The 18,337-nt window shown below is 28.9% G+C and carries 13 protein-coding genes; 10 read left to right on the top strand and 3 right to left on the bottom strand.

The annotated features are described in order from the left end of the window. The first annotated feature begins 400 nt into the window (after positions 1–400). From N4A57_RS00960 to N4A57_RS00915, 10 genes are all read left to right on the top strand, one after another. On the top strand, positions 401–1,087 hold the full coding sequence (locus N4A57_RS00960; protein ID WP_293655462.1) for a response regulator transcription factor: 687 nt from the start codon (positions 401–403) through the stop codon (positions 1,085–1,087). Next, positions 1,065–3,134: a sensor histidine kinase gene (locus tag N4A57_RS00955; protein WP_293655461.1), complete on the top strand. Its 2,070-nt coding sequence runs from the start codon at positions 1,065–1,067 to the stop codon at positions 3,132–3,134. Before N4A57_RS00960 ends, N4A57_RS00955 begins: the two co-directional genes overlap by 23 nt. Positions 3,135–3,304: 170 nt before the next feature. Beyond that, on the top strand, positions 3,305–3,865 hold the full coding sequence (locus N4A57_RS00950; RefSeq protein ID WP_293655460.1) for a sigma-70 family RNA polymerase sigma factor: 561 nt from the start codon (positions 3,305–3,307) through the stop codon (positions 3,863–3,865). 1 nt (position 3,866) lies between these two features. Beyond that, the gene (locus tag N4A57_RS00945) at positions 3,867–4,826 is read left to right on the top strand and encodes a DUF4367 domain-containing protein (RefSeq protein ID WP_293655458.1); all 960 of its coding nucleotides are present in this window, start codon (positions 3,867–3,869) and stop codon (positions 4,824–4,826) included. Between the two features lie 939 nt (positions 4,827–5,765). Continuing rightward, complete coding sequence (locus N4A57_RS00940; protein ID WP_293655457.1) at positions 5,766–7,157, top strand: putative bifunctional diguanylate cyclase/phosphodiesterase; 1,392 nt, start codon at positions 5,766–5,768, stop codon at positions 7,155–7,157. A 137-nt stretch (positions 7,158–7,294) separates the two neighbouring features. Next, complete coding sequence (locus N4A57_RS00935) at positions 7,295–8,803, top strand: DUF1846 domain-containing protein (protein ID WP_293655455.1); 1,509 nt, start codon at positions 7,295–7,297, stop codon at positions 8,801–8,803. 227 nt (positions 8,804–9,030) lie between these two features. Further along, positions 9,031–11,130, top strand: coding sequence for an ATP-binding protein (locus tag N4A57_RS00930; protein ID WP_293655454.1), 2,100 nt, complete (start codon positions 9,031–9,033; stop codon positions 11,128–11,130). 174 nt (positions 11,131–11,304) lie between these two features. Further along, entirely contained in the window at positions 11,305–12,906 is a 1,602-nt protein-coding gene (locus tag N4A57_RS00925) for a LysM peptidoglycan-binding domain-containing protein (protein WP_293655466.1), read from the top strand. Between the two features lie 1,475 nt (positions 12,907–14,381). Beyond that, positions 14,382–15,140 carry a hypothetical protein gene (locus N4A57_RS00920; RefSeq protein ID WP_293655452.1) on the top strand — a complete coding sequence of 253 codons (759 nt, stop codon included), beginning with the start codon at positions 14,382–14,384 and terminating at the stop codon, positions 15,138–15,140. A 22-nt stretch (positions 15,141–15,162) separates the two neighbouring features. Next, positions 15,163–16,749 (top strand): S41 family peptidase, encoded by a 1,587-nt coding sequence (locus tag N4A57_RS00915; RefSeq protein ID WP_293655451.1) that lies wholly within the window; start codon positions 15,163–15,165, stop codon positions 16,747–16,749. A 47-nt stretch (positions 16,750–16,796) separates the two neighbouring features. On the opposite strand, the gene N4A57_RS00910 is transcribed toward N4A57_RS00915, so the two are convergent. From N4A57_RS00910 to N4A57_RS00900, 3 genes are all read right to left on the bottom strand, one after another. Then, positions 16,797–17,501 (bottom strand): LytR/AlgR family response regulator transcription factor, encoded by a 705-nt coding sequence (locus N4A57_RS00910; protein WP_293655450.1) that lies wholly within the window; start codon positions 17,499–17,501, stop codon positions 16,797–16,799. A gap of 17 nt (positions 17,502–17,518) precedes the next feature. Further along, positions 17,519–17,659 (bottom strand): cyclic lactone autoinducer peptide, encoded by a 141-nt coding sequence (locus N4A57_RS00905; RefSeq protein WP_293655449.1) that lies wholly within the window; start codon positions 17,657–17,659, stop codon positions 17,519–17,521. Positions 17,660–17,797: 138 nt separating this feature from the next. Next, positions 17,798–18,160 (bottom strand): sensor histidine kinase, encoded by a 363-nt coding sequence (locus tag N4A57_RS00900; RefSeq protein WP_293655464.1) that lies wholly within the window; start codon positions 18,158–18,160, stop codon positions 17,798–17,800. Positions 18,161–18,337 lie beyond the last annotated feature (177 nt).

The following is an 18,337-nucleotide window of genomic DNA, read 5'->3' as shown; positions in this document are numbered from 1 at the left end:
GGCAAGAAAAAATAACCCCTTTAGGGGTAGCCTGAGAAGGAAAGCGGTTGGCAGACCTTTCAATGTGTCTTAAGACACGGCGAGCAACATGCCCTTCTAGGGCTAAAGCAAACCACCCGTTCGACGGGTGGTCATGATTTAGAAAGAAATTATTTTTCATTTGATTTTATTACGTTCGAATAATTATTGTCTAATTAAGTACAACCTATCCAATTTTCGTAGGCAAATTACTGTATGGAATAAGCCTTGAGTTCGTAAATCCATAAAAGTGATAAAACCATATGGAGTTTTATTTCTTTGTAAGAAATTTGTAAGAATTATAGTTGTTAAATTTTAGAAAATGTGTGCTAATATAGCTATAGGATATATCTGAAAAAGGTTTGGGAGTGAAAGTGTACATATGTATAATATACTTGTTGTAGATGACGAGAAAGAAATAACAGATGCCATAGGCGTTTATTTAAAAAATCAGAATTATAATGTTTTTAAGGCTTATGATGGAAAAGAAGCTTTAGAAATATTTGAAAAAGAAGAGATTCATTTAATTCTTATAGATATTATGATGCCAAAGCTAGATGGTACCAGTGCAACAATTAAAATAAGAGAGAAAAGTACAGTTCCCATTATTATTCTTTCTGCAAAGTCAGAGGATATGGATAAAATATGGGGTCTTAATATAGGTGCAGATGACTATATTATAAAACCATTTAACCCTATGGAATTAGTGGCAAGGGTCAATTCAAACCTAAGAAGGTACACAAGCTATTCAAATGCTAAAGAGTTAAAAGAAAATGTGATAAAAATAGGTGGAATTGAGTTAAATGATGAGAGTAAAGAAATATTAGTAGACGGAAAATCTGTTAAGATTACTCCCTTAGAATATAAGATTCTTTATTTACTTATGAGTAATCCAAATAGGGTCTTTTCTATAGAGGAAATATACGAAAAAGTCTGGAAAGAAGCAGCTTATAACCCAGATACGGTTACAGTTCATATAAGAAGGATTAGGAAAAAAATTGAAATTAATCCGAAAGAACCAAAATATTTAAAGGTGGTGTGGGGGATTGGATACAAATTTGACCAATAGCATAGAGAAAGAAGAAGATAAGATAAATACAGAAAGGGAAGAAAAGGAAAGTAAACCCATATATTATAGATTTATGGTATTGATAATATTAATATTTACGATTATGTCTGCAGGTACTTATGGTTTCATCAGTGACCAATTATTTTATAGATCAGATGATATAGAAACTTATTTAGAAAGCCAGGATTTTGTATATAGGTTGACTCGTTTAACAACCTATTTAAAATTATCAAAATTTGAGTCTAATGATAGATTTGAACCTGCCTATGAATTTATGGAAAATATTAAATATTATATAACTGATGGGGAAGGAACTATAAAAAGTAATATACCAGAAGTTACAGATGATAAATTTAAAAAAGAAATAGATAAAAGTCGATTTTATTTAAATTTGAGTATGGATGAAAAGGGAGATCCTAAAATAGAAAGTTCCTTAGGAAATAAACTTCATAAAGAAACTATTATGGATAGATTAAAGTTAAGGAATAAAGATAAAATTAGATATGCTAATTTTAATATTACATATTTGGTTCCAACGGAGATAAATAACCCTAATGATGTTTTCATGTATTATATGAAATCTCATTATATATATAAGCGTATAATATTACTTTCAGTAATAGGAATTGTAAGTATTATTATATTATCTATCATGGCTTTGGGTACATCCTATTATTTACAAAGGGAAAAAACTATTTGTAGATTATTTAATAAGATGTTTTTAGAATTTAAATTTTTATTGTGGATTGGATTTGGTACTATTGTTTGCTGCACAGGAGCATTAATGGGAACTACCTATAGGCCAAATAGAATGTATAGTCTTATAGACATAATATATGATGGGGGTGAATATTTTCATTTTGCATTAGTACCCTTGTTGTTCCTATTATACTTACTTATTTATCTAAGTATTGTCCATATGAAACATATTTATCATACAGGTTTCAAGGAAGGTTTTATCAAAAATAGTATTTTAGGAAGATTATGTTGTTATATAATAAAGAAATTTCTTTGTATAATAAGAAATTTGAAAAAATTATTTCAAGAAATATTTAAAGTAAAAAAAACTAATGATAGTCAAAGCGATCTTATTGTAACATTAGTAGGTAATTTTATTATATTATTCATAATAGCATCAACTGAAGGTTTGGGAATTGTTATAGCTTTTCTTTACACTATAGTACTGTATGTATATTTGTTAAAGTTTAGTGGTAGAATAAGGGCTTTAAACAATGCTACTAATAAGCTAGTAGAGGGAGATTTTGATATTAATATTGATGAAAAAATGGGCATATTAAGTGACATTGCAATAAATTTAAATAATATTAAAGATGGGTTTAAGGTGGCAATAGACAAGGAAACCAAAAGTCAGCAGATGAAAACAGAGCTTATTTCAAATGTTTCCCATGACCTTAAAACTCCCCTTACATCCATTATTACATATGTGGATTTACTAAAAAGTGAAGACCTTGTGGATGAAACTCAAAGGGAGTATATAGATATACTTGATAGAAAATCCAAAAGATTAAAGGTTCTTATTGAGGATTTGTTTGAGGCAAGCAAGGCAAGTAGTGGAAATATAGATATGGACTTAGAAGATGTGGATGTAATAGCCCTATGTAGACAAACCATAGGAGAACTTGAGGAAAAAATAAATGAAAGTACACTTACAATCAAAATGAATGCACCAAAAAATAAGGTGATCTGCCAATTAGATGGTAGAAGAACCTACAGGATTTTTGAAAATATTATGAGTAATATTCTAAAATATGCCATGGAGAATTCAAGAGTATATATAGATGTTTTAGAAGATGAAAAGGAAATAAGTTTTGTATTCAAAAATATGTCTTCCTATGAAATGAATTTTAATGAAAGTGAAATAACAGAGCGTTTTACAAGGGGAGATAAATCAAGAAATACGGAGGGTTCAGGATTAGGCCTTGCAATAGCTAAAAATCTTATAGAACTTCAAAGGGGAAATTTAAAAATCGTTGTGGATGGAGATTTGTTTAAATCTATTGTTACATTTCCAAAGGCAGAAAAATAGACTTTTTTATAGTAAACATGCATAAATATGGCGTTGACTGGTAAAGGGATTTATATACAGTCAACGCCATATTTTTTTAAAAATACATGTAATGAAATAGAAAATTTTACGTATTAACATATGAGATTACTTAGCTAAGTAAAAAATTTAGGGAAGGAGAATTGTAGGGGATGGATCAAATTATTGCACTCGATTCTTTAGATGAAAAGAAAATTGAAGAAAATTTAAATAAAGAAAAAGAATTTACTTATATATTTGAAACCTATTACAAAAGGATTTACAACTATATATATTATAGAGTCAACGGCCATTATATAACAGAAGACTTAACAAGCCAGGTTTTTGAAAAGCTAATCCTTAAAATAGGTACATATTCTGAAAGTAAATCACCCTTTGAAGTATGGTTATTTGCCATAGCTAGGAATGTGGTAAATGATCATTTTAGAAGAATAAAAAAGGGTAAGTTATTTTCCCTAGATATGATTAAGGAATTAATATCAAGGGAAAAAACTCCAGAAGATATGGTATTAACAGGAGAAGCAAATGATAAACTCTTAAAGGCTTTAAATATGTTAAGTATCAGGGATAGAAATATTGTGGCACTAAAGTTTGGTGCCAATCTAAAAAATAAGGAAATTGCAGAACTATTAGATATTACGGAAAGTAACGTGGGCATAATACTTTATCGCACAATGAAAAAGCTAAAAAAGGAAATAGAAAGGGAGGGGTAATATGAGTAAAAAAAGTATTGAAGAGGAATTTTCTATGAATATGGATAAGTATTTGAATGGAATAGATAAGAAGAACATATTAAAGTTTGAAGAATATAATGAACTTTTAAATCTGGGAAAAACTTTAGGAGATAAGGATTTTAGTAAAATGAGTAATAAAGAAGCTGTATTTCATAAAGTATTGAAAAATAAGAAAAGGTATAGGGGGCATAATAATATGAAAAAATCAAATAAAATAAGATCCATGAGGATTATAGCAGCATCATTAGCAGCATGTATCATAACCATGTCATCATCCTTTGGGCAGGATTTAGTAGAGAGAATAATAAAGACCATATCCCTTGACCATATAACTGTCATACAAACTGAATCACCTAAAATAGAAACATGGCCTATTCCAGAGGAATTAAAGGGAAACGTTTTTGATGAAAATGGAAAAAAGGTAGAAGAATTTTCACGTAAATATAATGGGAAATATTATACAGTAGATGGTGAAGAAATTGCTGATTTTTCAAATGGAAAGATTATTACTGTATCTGAAGAAGAAAAAATAGAAGAAGAAAACACATTAATAGTTAAAGATTCTAAAGGATTAAATAAATATACTTGCTTTAATGTTATCCTTCCTAGTTATTTACCAGAGGGTTATAAATTTAATAGGGCAGAATTTTATAAGGATGAAAAGGGAGTTGTAAGTAATACAAAATATATTAATCTATATTTTATCCATGAAAAAACAGGGAAAGAAATTTTTATGCAACAAAGATCTGCTGATGAAGAAACGGCATATGGAATGTCAGTAGATGGTGAAATTGAAAAAGTAAAAATTAATGATGTAGAGGCTATATTGATTAATGATAGAAGTATTGACTGGGAAGCTAACAATGTGATTTACGGCATATCAGGCGGCGGAGAAATTACAAAGGATGAACTCATAAAGATTGCAGAGTCTATTCAATAATTATTTAGTAAACATATGTTATATCTGTGAAGTAGGAATATTAGAAAGAACGTAAATATTTTTTAATAACGAAAAATATGATCATCAATTACATATATATAGATTTATTGGTTTTAAAATTGCTTTATACAGTAACTTGCCTATAAGGGAAACTATTGAAAATCTTTGGAACCCTGGAACGTCACAACATCCTATGCTACTTGAACATGACGCGTGAACCTATCTACGAAGATTCACACTTTCGCTTGTGACAAGGACTTGGGTGGAAAAGATTTTCAATAGTTTCCCTTATAGGCCCGCATAAAACAAGTTTATACACCAGAAATCTATAATTTCCTTGAAAATTGTTTTATTATTATATTGAAATATTAAAGAGTCGCCTTTATTTGGTATGTTTAGTCACTACCATTAAATCAAAGGAGGCTCTTTTTTTATACTGGATACAAGTAAAAGTTTTTTGTAAAATATATAATAGAATCTTCTAAGCCTTCTGTGTTAGAATAGTTGCAAGATAGAAGTATTTCGTATACATTATAAAATAACTATCTAAACAGAAGGATTACAATGATTATCAAAAAATTTTGCAGATGGTCAAGGCTGGCCTAATTTTTGTGTTTTAAAATAAAAAATATTATGAAATATGATTTTTATATGTAGAAATATATCGTTTTTTGTAGAAAAATGTTATAATTATTGTAAAATAATGTATAAGGACCTGAGGAAGCAGGCCCTTAGTTTTTTATATGGGAAAATATTCAAAATTAGAAATGTAGACACTACACCCTATTCATAAAAATACTAACATTAAACTATATATGCAATATGAAATCAATTTTTTTAGTAATGGTGAAGAGTTTAAATTATAGATCAACCATGTACTCTATATTTTTATAAAGAAAATTATGTGTTTGATTTAGGAAAGGAAGTGAACAAACTACTGTGAGAATACAAGAAGAATTGGCGGTGGCAAAAGAAAAGATTAAAGAATTAGAAGAAAAAATAGAAGGATTTATCCAACGTGAAAAGCAATATAATTCTATTCTAAATAATGTTAAAGAAATAAATGAAAAACTATCCCATTTGGCAACCCACGACTCATTGACACACATATTAAATAGATATTCTTTAAAAAACTATCTTGAGAAGGCTATCAATATGGCCAAGAATGAGAAAATATGTAGTGCCCTATTGCTTATTGATTTAGATAATTTTAAGGTAATTAATGATACATATGGTCATTCTGTGGGAGATGAAGTTCTCATTAAAATAAGTAATGAAGTAAGTGAACTTTTATTAAAGGAACATATAATAGGAAGATTCGGTGGAGATGAATTTGCCGTATTATTAACTAAATCTACCCTGGATGAGGGGGTACAAATAGCGGAAAGAATCAGGACGTGGTTAGAAAAAAATGAATTAGACCTTCCCTCTGGAATTAATATAAATATTACTACTAGTATTGGGGTTGTGAAAATAGATGGATCTTTAACATGCCAAAAGATATTATCCTATGCAGATACGGCCCTATACTCAGCTAAAAATAATGGGAAAAATAGACTTGAAATTATTGAAACTATTGAGGACAAAATCAAGTTATCTAAGGTCAATGACACTGTAAATTTAATAAAAAGGGCAATTAAGGAAAATTTATTTGTACTACATTATCAACCAATTACTAAAACTAATAATGAAATGGCCCATTATGAGGCATTGATTAGGATGGTTAGTGAGGATGGACATATAATTTATCCTAATGAATTTATTCCCATAGCAGAAAAGTATGGATTAATGTCTCAAATAGATAGATGGGTTGTGACAAAAGCCTTAGAAACTTTGGGAAAACATGAAAATATACATATATTTATAAACTTATCAGCCCTTTCTTTAGGGGATAAGGCACTATTGGCTTTTATAGAAGATAGTATTAAAAATAAAAATATAGATTCTAGTAGATTAGGTTTTGAAATTACTGAAACTACAGCTATAAGAGACTTATTGCAAAGTGAAGAATGGATAAGACGAATAAAATTACTTGGATGCAAATTTGCACTGGATGATTTTGGAGTAGGATTTTCTTCTTTTTCACAATTGAGTAATTTACCTGTAGATTATTTGAAAATAGATGGATCATTTGTTAAAAATATAGACAAGGATCCAAGGCAAAGGGCTTTGATAGAAGCTATGAATGGAGTAGCCCATGCTTTAGGTAAGAAAACTATTGCTGAATTTGTGGAAAATGAAGCCATATTAAATATACTACAAGACCTGAATGTGGACTGTTTTCAAGGGTATCATATAGGAAAACCTCAATTACTACATAGGAATGAATAAAGGATATTATAAAAAAAGCTTAATCGCTATAAATTTATTTATGAAAGCCAATTGAAAAAAGAAAAAAATAGTTATTACAATTAAGGCCATTTGATGATAAAATAGTCAAAGAATATTTAAGAATAGTGAGGTTGATTATGAAAAAAGGGTTTGATCCAAAAAGATACTTAGAAGAACAATCGAAGTTTATACTTGAAAGAGTAAATAATTATGACAAGCTTTATTTAGAGTTTGGAGGAAAACTTTTATGTGATTTACATGCAAAAAGGGTACTTCCAGGATTTGAAGAAAATGCCAAAATAAAGCTACTACATAAGTTAAAGGAAAAAGTTGAAGTTATTATTTGTGTTTATGCTGGGGATATTGAAAGAAACAAAATCCGTGGAGACTTTGGTATAACTTATGATATGGATGTTTTAAGATTGATTGATGAGTTTAGGTCTTATGACTTAGATGTTAATAGTGTTGTGATTACTAGATATGACAATCAACCTGCAGTTACAGTATTTATGAATAAGCTTCAAAGAAGAGGAATTAAGGTATATACACACCGCTTCACAAAGGGATACCCTACAGATGTGGATACTATTGTTAGTGATGAGGGTTATGGAAAGAATCCTTATATTGAAACTACAAAGCCTATCGTGGTTGTAACGGCTCCTGGTCCTGGTAGTGGAAAGCTTGCCACTTGTTTAAGCCAGTTATATCATGAGCATAAGCATGGTCGTGAAGCGGGATACTCTAAGTTTGAAACATTCCCCGTTTGGAATGTGCCACTTAAACATCCTTTAAATATTGCTTATGAATCGGCAACAGTGGACTTAAGGGACGTTAACATGATTGATTCATTCCATCTAGATGAGTATAATGAAGTTACTGTAAACTATAACCGTGATGTGGAGGCATTCCCTGTACTTAAGAGAATTATTCAAAAGATTACAGGTGAAGAATCTATTTATAAGTCTCCAACGGATATGGGTGTTAATCGTGTGGGATTTGGTATTATTGATGACGAGGCAGTTAAGGAAGCGTCTAGACAAGAAATAATTAGAAGATATTTTAAAACTGGATGTGAATATAAAAAGGGATATGTTGATTTAGAGACGGCCCAAAGGGCAAAATTAATTATGGAAGAACTTAACCTTAAGGGGGAAGATCGTAAGGTAGTTACTCCAGCTAGGGAAAAGGAAGCTGAGTTAAAGGAAGCATCTGGAAAGAACGAAAAGTGTCCAGCAGTGGCCCTTGAACTTCAGGATGGAACCATATTAACTGGTAAGAGTTCAAGTACCATGGATGCATCGGCAGCAGTTATATTAAATGCAATTAAGCATCTTGCAAGTATTTCAGATGAAATTCATTTGATTTCACCATCCATCCTTGAACCTATCATTAATTTAAAATCAAAGACTTTTAATAGTAAGAGGGCAGCTTTAAATTGTGAAGAGATTTTAATTGCACTTAGCATTAGTATGACAACTAATCCTACAGCTCAAGTTGCTATGGAAAAATTAACTATGCTTAAGGGATGTCAAGCCCATTCTACAACTATTTTAAGTACAATTGATGAACAGACATTTAGAAAACTAGGTATTGATGTTACTTCTGATCCTGAGTATTCTTCTAATAGTTTATACTATAATAATTAGACATATGAAATAAATAAGCCTGTACCAAAGTATATGAGTTTTATTGCTCGTTAAGAAGGTACAGGTTTTTTTATATACAAAAAGAGACTTGATTCGATTTATTTTGACAAGTTCTTTCATGTGTAAGGCATATGTTGTATAATATCCATATACAATTGTCTATGAATAATGGAATGAATTTTTAGGCTAAAATACATGGAAACTTGCTGGAAGGGGTAAATCAATACATGGCAAATAAATTGATTAAATATATAATTCTAATACTAATAGTTGTGTCCAGTTTTACTGGTTGTTTACCAGGGGAATCAAAAGATAGAAGGGCCATAAAAATAGCCTGTGGGAATAATTGGAAACCATTTAGCTATGTGAATAATGAAGGTAACCCTGAAGGCATATTGATTGATTTTTGGAGAGCGTGGGGAAAAACTAATGGTGTAAATATAGAATTTAAAATGACATCCTGGTCTAACACATTAGATATGGTTAAAAAGGGAGAAGCGGATGTACATCTGGGTCTATTTTATAATGAGGATAGATCAGAGTACATGGATTTTAGTATTCCATTTATGGATATGATGACAGGAATATTTGTTAAAAATGATGTAAATGCATGGCATATTAATGACATTAAAGATATAGGAATTGCCGTTAGTCAAAGTAATAATGCTAGATTTTATTTACAAAAAAATTATCCCAATGTGAAGTTATCCGTATATACTAGCAATAAGGACATAATGGATAGAATTAAAGGGGGAGATATTAAGGCCCTATCTGTAGATTATTATAAGGATTTGAAAAATACAGCCCTTTATTATCCTGAATTAAATGAGTTTAACCTTCTCCAGACCATATATATAAAACCCCTAAGGGTAGGAGTGAAGAAGGGAAATAAGGAATTATTAACCCTTATAGATAACGGAATAAGGAAAATGTCTGTTAATCAATTGAAAGAAGTCCAATCTAAGTGGCAATATATAACAATAAATCTTACAAGGAAAAGTGTTATAAACTATTTTTTAGGAGGAAGTATAATAATCATTATTATTTTGTTAATAAATATTCTCTTTTTAAAGCATAGAATAAAGGTAAATGTTAAGAGGCTTGAAGAAAGTGAACAAAGCTATAAAAGTCTTGTGGAACTTTCTCCAGATGGAATTTTTCTTCAATGCCAAGATAAAATTGTATTTGTAAATAAAGCTGTGACAAAAATATTAGGGGAGGAAAATAGTGAAAATCTAATAAACAAAAGATTTATAGAATTTGTCCATCCAGATTATAAGGACATTGTACAAAAGAGATTTGACGATGTGAAAAAATCAAAGACTAACTTTAATATTTTAGAACAAAAAATAATAAAAGCCAATGGGGAAGTAATACATGTGGGTATGTCAACTAATGGAATTACCCATAGGGGTAAACCTGCCACATTAACTATTATTAGAGATATTTCAGAGAGAAAAAAGGAAGAAGAGAAAAGGAGAAAAATAGCAGAAGAAGAACAGCGACTACTTAAAGAAACCTTAGAGTATGAGCGTTTAAAGACCGAATTATTTTCAAATATATCCCATGAATTTAGAACACCCTTAAATATTATACTAGGGAGTATTCAACTTCTTAATAGGACTTATGACAAAAGCAGGCAAGGTCTAAATTATGAATACTATAAAAAATACTCAGATATAATGAAACAGAATTGTTATAGGCAAATTAGACTTATTAATAATTTGATAGATATTACTAGGATAGATTCAGGATTTTTAAAGATGAAATTTAAGAATCATAATATTGTGGAAGTTGTTGAAAATATAACCTTATCCGTTGCAGCCTACATAGAAATCAAAGAAGTAAATATCATATTTGATACGGATACGGAAGAAAAACTAATTTCTTGTGATGCAGATAACATGGAAAGGGTAATTCTTAATCTCCTTTCTAATGCTATTAAGTTTACTAGACCTAATGATAGTATTTATGTAAATGTATATGATAGAGATGACAAGGTGTGTATTTCTGTAAAGGATACGGGTGTAGGTATTCCTAAGGAGAAACAAAAGATAATATTTGAAAGGTTTAGACAGGCTCAGCCCTTATTTCATAGGGAGAGGGAAGGTAGCGGAATAGGTCTTTCTCTAGTAAAATCAATTATAGAGCTTCATGGTGGAAGGATATATTTAAATGGTGAGTATGAATTGGGAAGTGAGTTTGTAATTGAAATACCTGCTAATGTGGAAGAGACAGAAGAGTGGGATTTAGCTAAAAATCCACATTGTAAAGAAGATAAAGTAGAAATGATAAATATTGAGTTTTCAGATATATATGGATTATAGATTTATTATTTATAAACTTGCTTTATATGGGCCTACTTCAGGAAAATATATTTGAGTTGAGTAAAGAGGTAAACGAAATTTTGTTTATCTCTTTATTTTTTCTATTATTTATAATTTAAAGTTTATGGGAAATCCTATAATTATGAAATAGTTTAAGGAGGTTTTACTTTGAGTATGTTTATAGGTCATAAACTTGAATTAAGTGAAGATGGTTATACTCTCATATTGAAATTAGATCCTAATATGAGTTTTGCTGAATTTGCTAGGGAGTTTGAACATGGGAAAAATGAAGAGGATGAAACCTTATATGAGAGGATACATAAGTATGTAAAGAGAAATTTTTCTAATATAAAAATAGGAAAGATAAAGTTGGTGGTTGGTTCATTATTACTCCTTTCGATTCCCTTTTCCAATATGGCAGCCTTTGCTAATACTCCTAGTATTGAGCAGGGTGTAAATAAGGAGATAATTAATGTTAAATTAAATAACGAAATTCAACACTATAGTGAAAATCCCTTTGTGATGGATGGTACTGCCTATGTTCCTCTAGGAGAAATAACCCAATCTGTAGGAGGGAGTACTTGGTTTAATAATGAAAGTAAAACTATTGGTGTTAACAAGGGAGATAAAAAACTTGCATTTATTATGGGGTCTAGTACAGGGAGACTTAATGGAGATTCTATTCCAATGCCAGAGCATTATATTATAGATAATAAGGTAATGATTCCTGTAAATTTTATAGGAGAAATATTAGAATTAGATGTGCAGTGGGATGAAAATACTAAGACAGTTATTTTAACTACAAAAGGAAGTAGTCCTAGTTTAACTTATACAGTACAGGCTGGTGATAGCCTTTGGAAAATTTCAAATAAATTTAACGTATCAATAGATTTGATTAAAAGTACTAATAACTTAACAAGTGATATAATTCAAATTGGTCAAAAATTATCTATTCCTAAAAAAACAGATTCAAATCCTGAGATGGATGAAGATACAGGAAATATGAATACCTACATAGTACAATCTGGTGATAGTCTTTGGATAATTGCAAATAAGTTTAATACCTCAATAGATGAGATTAAGGGCACTAATAATTTAACAAGTGACATGATTCAGGTAGGTCAAAAGCTAATAATTCCTGATCCTACCCTTATGGAACCGGACCCAACAACAGATAATGTACAAACTTATACAGTACAACCAGGAGATACAATAAACGCTATTGCAAAAAAAGTAGGAACATCTCCTGAGAATATCTTAAAATACAACTATATGGATAGTGATGAATTACTCAGTGCAGGAGAAACAATTTCAGTCTCAGCCTATGCTCCAAGGGATTATACAATTACTCCTGGACAAGATCCTGTGCCTTTAAGGAAGGGGAAAGTTATAGATTGGTTTAGGGAAGGGCAATATTTAATAAAAAGATATGATGTTTTTACTATTACAGATGTGGATACGGGTTTACAATTTAAAGTTAAAATGATGGGAGGATATAATCACTCTGATATTGAGCCCCTAACTTCTGCTGATACAGAGGTTATGAAGCAACTATTTGGCACTTGGACATGGACTCCTAGAGCGGTGGTCATATTCCATGATGGCATGAATATAGCAGCATCTCTATCAGGTATGCCCCATGCTCAAGATACAGTTGCCAATAATAATGTTACGGGACACTTTGATCTATATTTATCAAACAGTTTATCCCATAATACAGGAATGCCTAGTGAATACCATGAAAAGATGGTACAAAAGGCATCAACGGGAATTTAGTAAAAGAGGGCACATAAACTCTTTATAGTGAAAGTGAAAATAATTAAAAAATATGGCGTCAATCATTAAATTGATTGACGCCATGTTTAGGTACATAAAAAAAATAAATCAGTCAGCTTACTCGTACTTTTATACATTTTCCTTGCTCCTTTTTTTCTAAAAGTGTAAGCTTCCAGTCAGTAGCTATGAGATTATTTTTTTAGGAAATTATTTACTGTGTCATGTTAATTTGAAATACGTTAAATATATATAAGTTCATACAAAAAATTACATCAACTTATATATAGCAATAATATATATATTATTTTCGGTTATTCAATGCAATATAATGACTATTTAATTTCGTATTTGGGTTATTTACATATGGCTAGTATTCAAAACTAAATGAATCTAATATAATATGCATGTGTCATGTTGTATAACTTGGGCAAAGTAGTTTTCTAAGTGTAAAGCATAATCATAATAACTAAAATTTTACTAAAGAAGGGGAAAAAAATCATGAGAAAAACAAATGCCTTTTTGCTAATATTAACTCTTGTATTAGTTCAAATGGGAGCACCAATTAGTTCATTTGCTGTTGAAAAAGAAAGTGGATTGGTCTTTTGATTTTTGATATTGGGAAGAAGACAAATATTTTAATAAGACTAAAACAGCTGAAATTTCTGATGTAAAATTATATGCTGGACACACATATGTTATTATCTATTGTATGATGGGGTTGATTAAGCATGAGGAATATAAGAATATATAGAATTATATCTTTTTTCATAGATTGTCTAATAATAAAAATCATAACTTTGTTTTTGCTTGAATATATCCTTTGGAATAATTCAACTATAATGCCTATTATTTTGTATGGAATATATTATATTTGTTCTTATTTTTTGTATGGTAAAACTGTTGGCAATTATCTTTTTAATTTGAATTTTTCGCTTGAAAATTCTGAAAAATACAAATTTCTTAGAATTTGTATAAAATGTTTACTTACTTTACCTATTTTAATATATTTCTGGGATATTAATATTACAATTAATTTATCCGAAGGCGTATATAAAGATATAGAAGACTATATACCAATAATCTATTTGTTATATTTTATTATTACAGATTCTTATTTACATGATAAATTAACTCAAACTACCTTAAAGTACAAAAATACAGAAATATAATGAAAATAACAATGATAATACACATATTTTTATTAAGTTGTATTAAAGAGGTTAGCTTTTCAGATTATGAGAATATACTAGCTTCTTACTAGTAGATAACTTTTGACACTCAAGTAAGTAATATTAAAATAGTTGGGAATTAAAAAAAAGAGTGATAGTTATGAAAAATTTTAAAAAAATTTTGGTGTCAGTTTTATTGATTTCTTCGTTTACTAGGAAATTATAAATCTTTAAAACTGTGGATAAGTGAAAAAATAAGGGATTGTAGGGCAAGAATCCCCCAGCCTCTTTAAAGGAGATTTTAGTATGTTAAAAGTTCTCAAGTTAGAATGGTATAAAATGAAAAAATATTATATAAGTAGTTTAATAGGAAGTGTACTTCTTAGTATTATCATTATAATTCCTAAAATATCTGGATATTCCTATAATCACAATATTGAAATTTGGGAAGAATCCTGTGAAATATTTGCTTTAATTTTCCCAATATTAGCAGTTTTACCTACTTATTTGATATTATACTACAAAGGAAAAGATGATTTTTTTGTACATACAACTAATAAAATATCTAAGAAAAAATATATTTTTTGCAAATGGGTAACAACATTCTTAGGTAGTAGCATAATTATTTTTTTGACTTCATTTGTAGGATTGGTCATTTGTTTATATTTTATTAAGACGGTAGTTCCATCGGGTGATGATTATGGATTGGAGAAATTTGCTGGATATTATTTTGCTAATAGACCTTTTGTTTATGGCTTTTTATTAAGTCTATGGAGAGGTTTATTGGGTGGGCTTATTGGAACTTTTGGATTTGTTTTGTCACTATATAGGAATAACATATTCATTATATTAACAGGTCCATTTGTTTATACAATGTTAGAAAATTGTATACTAGCAGGACTAGGAATTCCTCAATATAGATTAATAACGTCATTTGATCCCAGTACATTAATAGCTTTTGGGGTTTGTACCTATTTTATAGGACCTATAATATTGATTTCTTTTATTATAATTACAATAATATATTTTTCATTTATTAAAAAAGAAAAGATATATTATATATAAGAAAACAAGGAGTATAATATATATGAAACTAACAAAAAAAACAATAGTTTTAGGGGTTACTAGTCTAGTAATTATTTTCAGTATAGTATTTACCATATATAATTTAAATATTATTTGTGTTACTAAGGAATCAACTGATAGTAAAAAGACAAAAAAAGTAAAATATACACTCAATAACCTTTCAGAAGATATTATTACACATATTAATTCCCATAGAATTACTAGTGATTTATCTAAAGAAGAGATGGAAGAAAAGTTGAAAAAATATTTATATAATAAATATACTAGTTTGGAGGAAGGATTAGACAAGATTCCTAAAAATAATCAAATTAAAGGAGGTCCTTCAGATTCTTTATTAGCTCAAGAGAATATGCTAAAATATGAAGAAATGATAGAGGATATAGACTATCTTTTCATAAATCTAAAGTATGGATATCCTGCTTATGAATATTTTGGTGGAGATGAAAAATTTAATAAAGTAAGAAGTAAAATCCTAGAAGAAGTAAACAAATCTAAAGATAAGAATGGAAGAATAGAGACAATTCAATTTAATTTAATTGTTATTAAGAATTTAAAATTCATTAAGGATGGACATTTTGTAGTAAATTATATGCCTCTTACTAATACTACATACGCATTTATGAATATGAAGAATCCTATTGTAAGAGATAGTAATACGTATTATATAGAAGATGAAAACAAAACATACTCCATAGAATCAATTGAAGGAAAAGATCCATCTCATTATATAAGGCCATCCCTTGATGACAACGGAAAAATTATATATAAGATTGTATATTTAAAAGATGTTACAAGTTCTTCATTAGATATAAATATAGTTCTTAAGGATGAAAAAAGGGAAATTCAAAAGAAAATGGAACTAAAAAGGGTAATTCCACCCTCAAAAAAAATAAAATTAAAAAATTATACATTTAAAAAAGTTCAAGGAATACCTGTGTTTAAAGTTGGTTCCTTTCATAAAGAGCTAAAGTCATTTACAGAGGATGGTTTAAAATATTCAGATGAGAATATTGCCATATTAGATTTAAGAGGTAATCAAGGTGGTGCAATCTTTGATGGATGTAAGTGGATTTCAAATTTTACTAATAACAAGGTAGATTATTTTAAACTTATTGATTGTGCATTATTAACTAAAGTTTGTAAAAAGCGAGTATCTGATAATTTTATTACAAATAATTTGAAACGAGTAGATTTGAAAGAATTTTATAAGAATATTCATGCCTCAAATTTAACTGGTTGGTCAAGAATAAGGATTCCTGAATTAGGATACTTAAAAAATGATAAAATAATTATTGTTCTCTTTGATAAAAATACTGCATCAGCTAGTGAAAATATGATTAGTACATTAAGTAAAATGGATAACACCATATTCATTGGAATGAATTCAGCCGGTGCATTAAATATACCTGGTCTAGGAATTAACATCCTTCCAAATTCTAAGTTGAGAGTTCAATATGGGTCTTTAATGTTAATGGAACCAGATTTTATATGGAGAGATGGTATTGGATATTTTCCTGATTTTTGGGTTGAATCTGATGATGCTTTAGATAAAACTATTAAGTTTATAGATAATTATATAAAGAAATAGTTTTATAAAATTATAAAAAATTAACAAAAAGAAGATTGTCATATATATTAAAAAGCAACAATCTTCTTTTTTAATTCTTCAAATTTATATCTACTCATTAAAGCAGTTCTAGAAGTCCCTTCAAAACCAATCTCATAAGATCTATTTCCTAAATCCTTAATCGTAGATATATTTTTTATATTTACTATAAATGATCTATGTACTCGACAAAAATTTTTATTTAAAATATTTTCTAACTCTACTAACTTTTTGTTTAATGTATAAGTTTCACAGGTAGTATGAAGTAGTAATTGATTATTCATTTTTTCTATAAATAATATTTCATTTATGGATATGAAAAACATATTATTTTTATTTTTAACAGCAATTTTATCAATAGAGCTAGGTAGTTGATTTATACATTTTTTTATGTCGTCTAAAGATTCTTCTAACTTTGAAATATCTATAGGTTTTAACAAATAATCATATGGATGTACGCTAAAAGATTCAATAGCGTAATCCATATAAGCAGTAATAAAAATAAATTTTATTTTAGAAGATATGTTACTAATAGTTTTTGCAGCTTCAATACCGTTTAATTTAGGCATGTCAATATCCATTAATACAATATCTACAGGATTATTTTTTGCAATTTCTATTGATGCAAGCCCATCTTCTGCTAAATATATCTCTTCGATAAAAGATTTTTTGGATACTATTTTTTCCAACATTTTTCTTGTATATTTATCATCATCACATATTAATACATTCATCTTATATACCATAAAAATTAAAGTTCCTTTCTAAGGCTTTTAGGCATTTTAGGTTCGTAAAGTCCCCATGTACATGCATTACTCACACCACTCATTGCTATTACTGTAAGTAATGAAGCAGCAAAGGCTGATAAATATTTGCTTAGTGATTTAAACATTTTATTTTAATTCTCCTTTCATTAAAATATGTAGTAATCTTTTTAAACTGTAATGATTTTATAAATAAAGGGTATACAAATGTGTTTGTTTTGCCAGTGTTATATTTTAACCCTTTACATATATAAACAGAAATTTAATTAAATAATACTTTTAACACACTGTTTTTTTTCTTCTGTTAAACACAGTGTCACTAAAACAGTGCCACTATCTGTTTCTTCTATATTTACAACTCCATTATATTTTTCAACTATTTGTTTCACTATATATAAGCCATATCCTCGACCCATGGTGCCTTTAGTAGAAACTCCTAATTTAAACAAATCTTTCATATGAATATTTTTATCTAATTTTCCTGTATTCTCTATTTGGATCATATGCTTATTTCCAGACTTATTTATTTTAACCTTTATCCATTGTTTAGAGTTATTGATTAACATAGCAGCTTCAATGGCATTGTCAATTAGGTTACCTATCATATCACAAAGTTCCCATGGTTTAATCCATTCAAACTTTGATCTGTGTTTACACTCAATATAGTAAGCGTAAAAGATTTGACGGATATATATATTAAGATTCCTTTGTTACAATTATAGGAGAAAGTAAGGAGGTCCTAGTTATGGCAAAGGAATCAACTAAAATTAATTGGCAGCATATCATAAATCTATACAACTCCTATG

The organism is Anaeromicrobium sp. (assembly GCF_025210435.1).
Classification (GTDB): Bacteria; Bacillota; Clostridia; order Peptostreptococcales; family Thermotaleaceae; genus Anaeromicrobium.
This window is presented reverse-complemented; position numbering and strand designations above follow the sequence as displayed.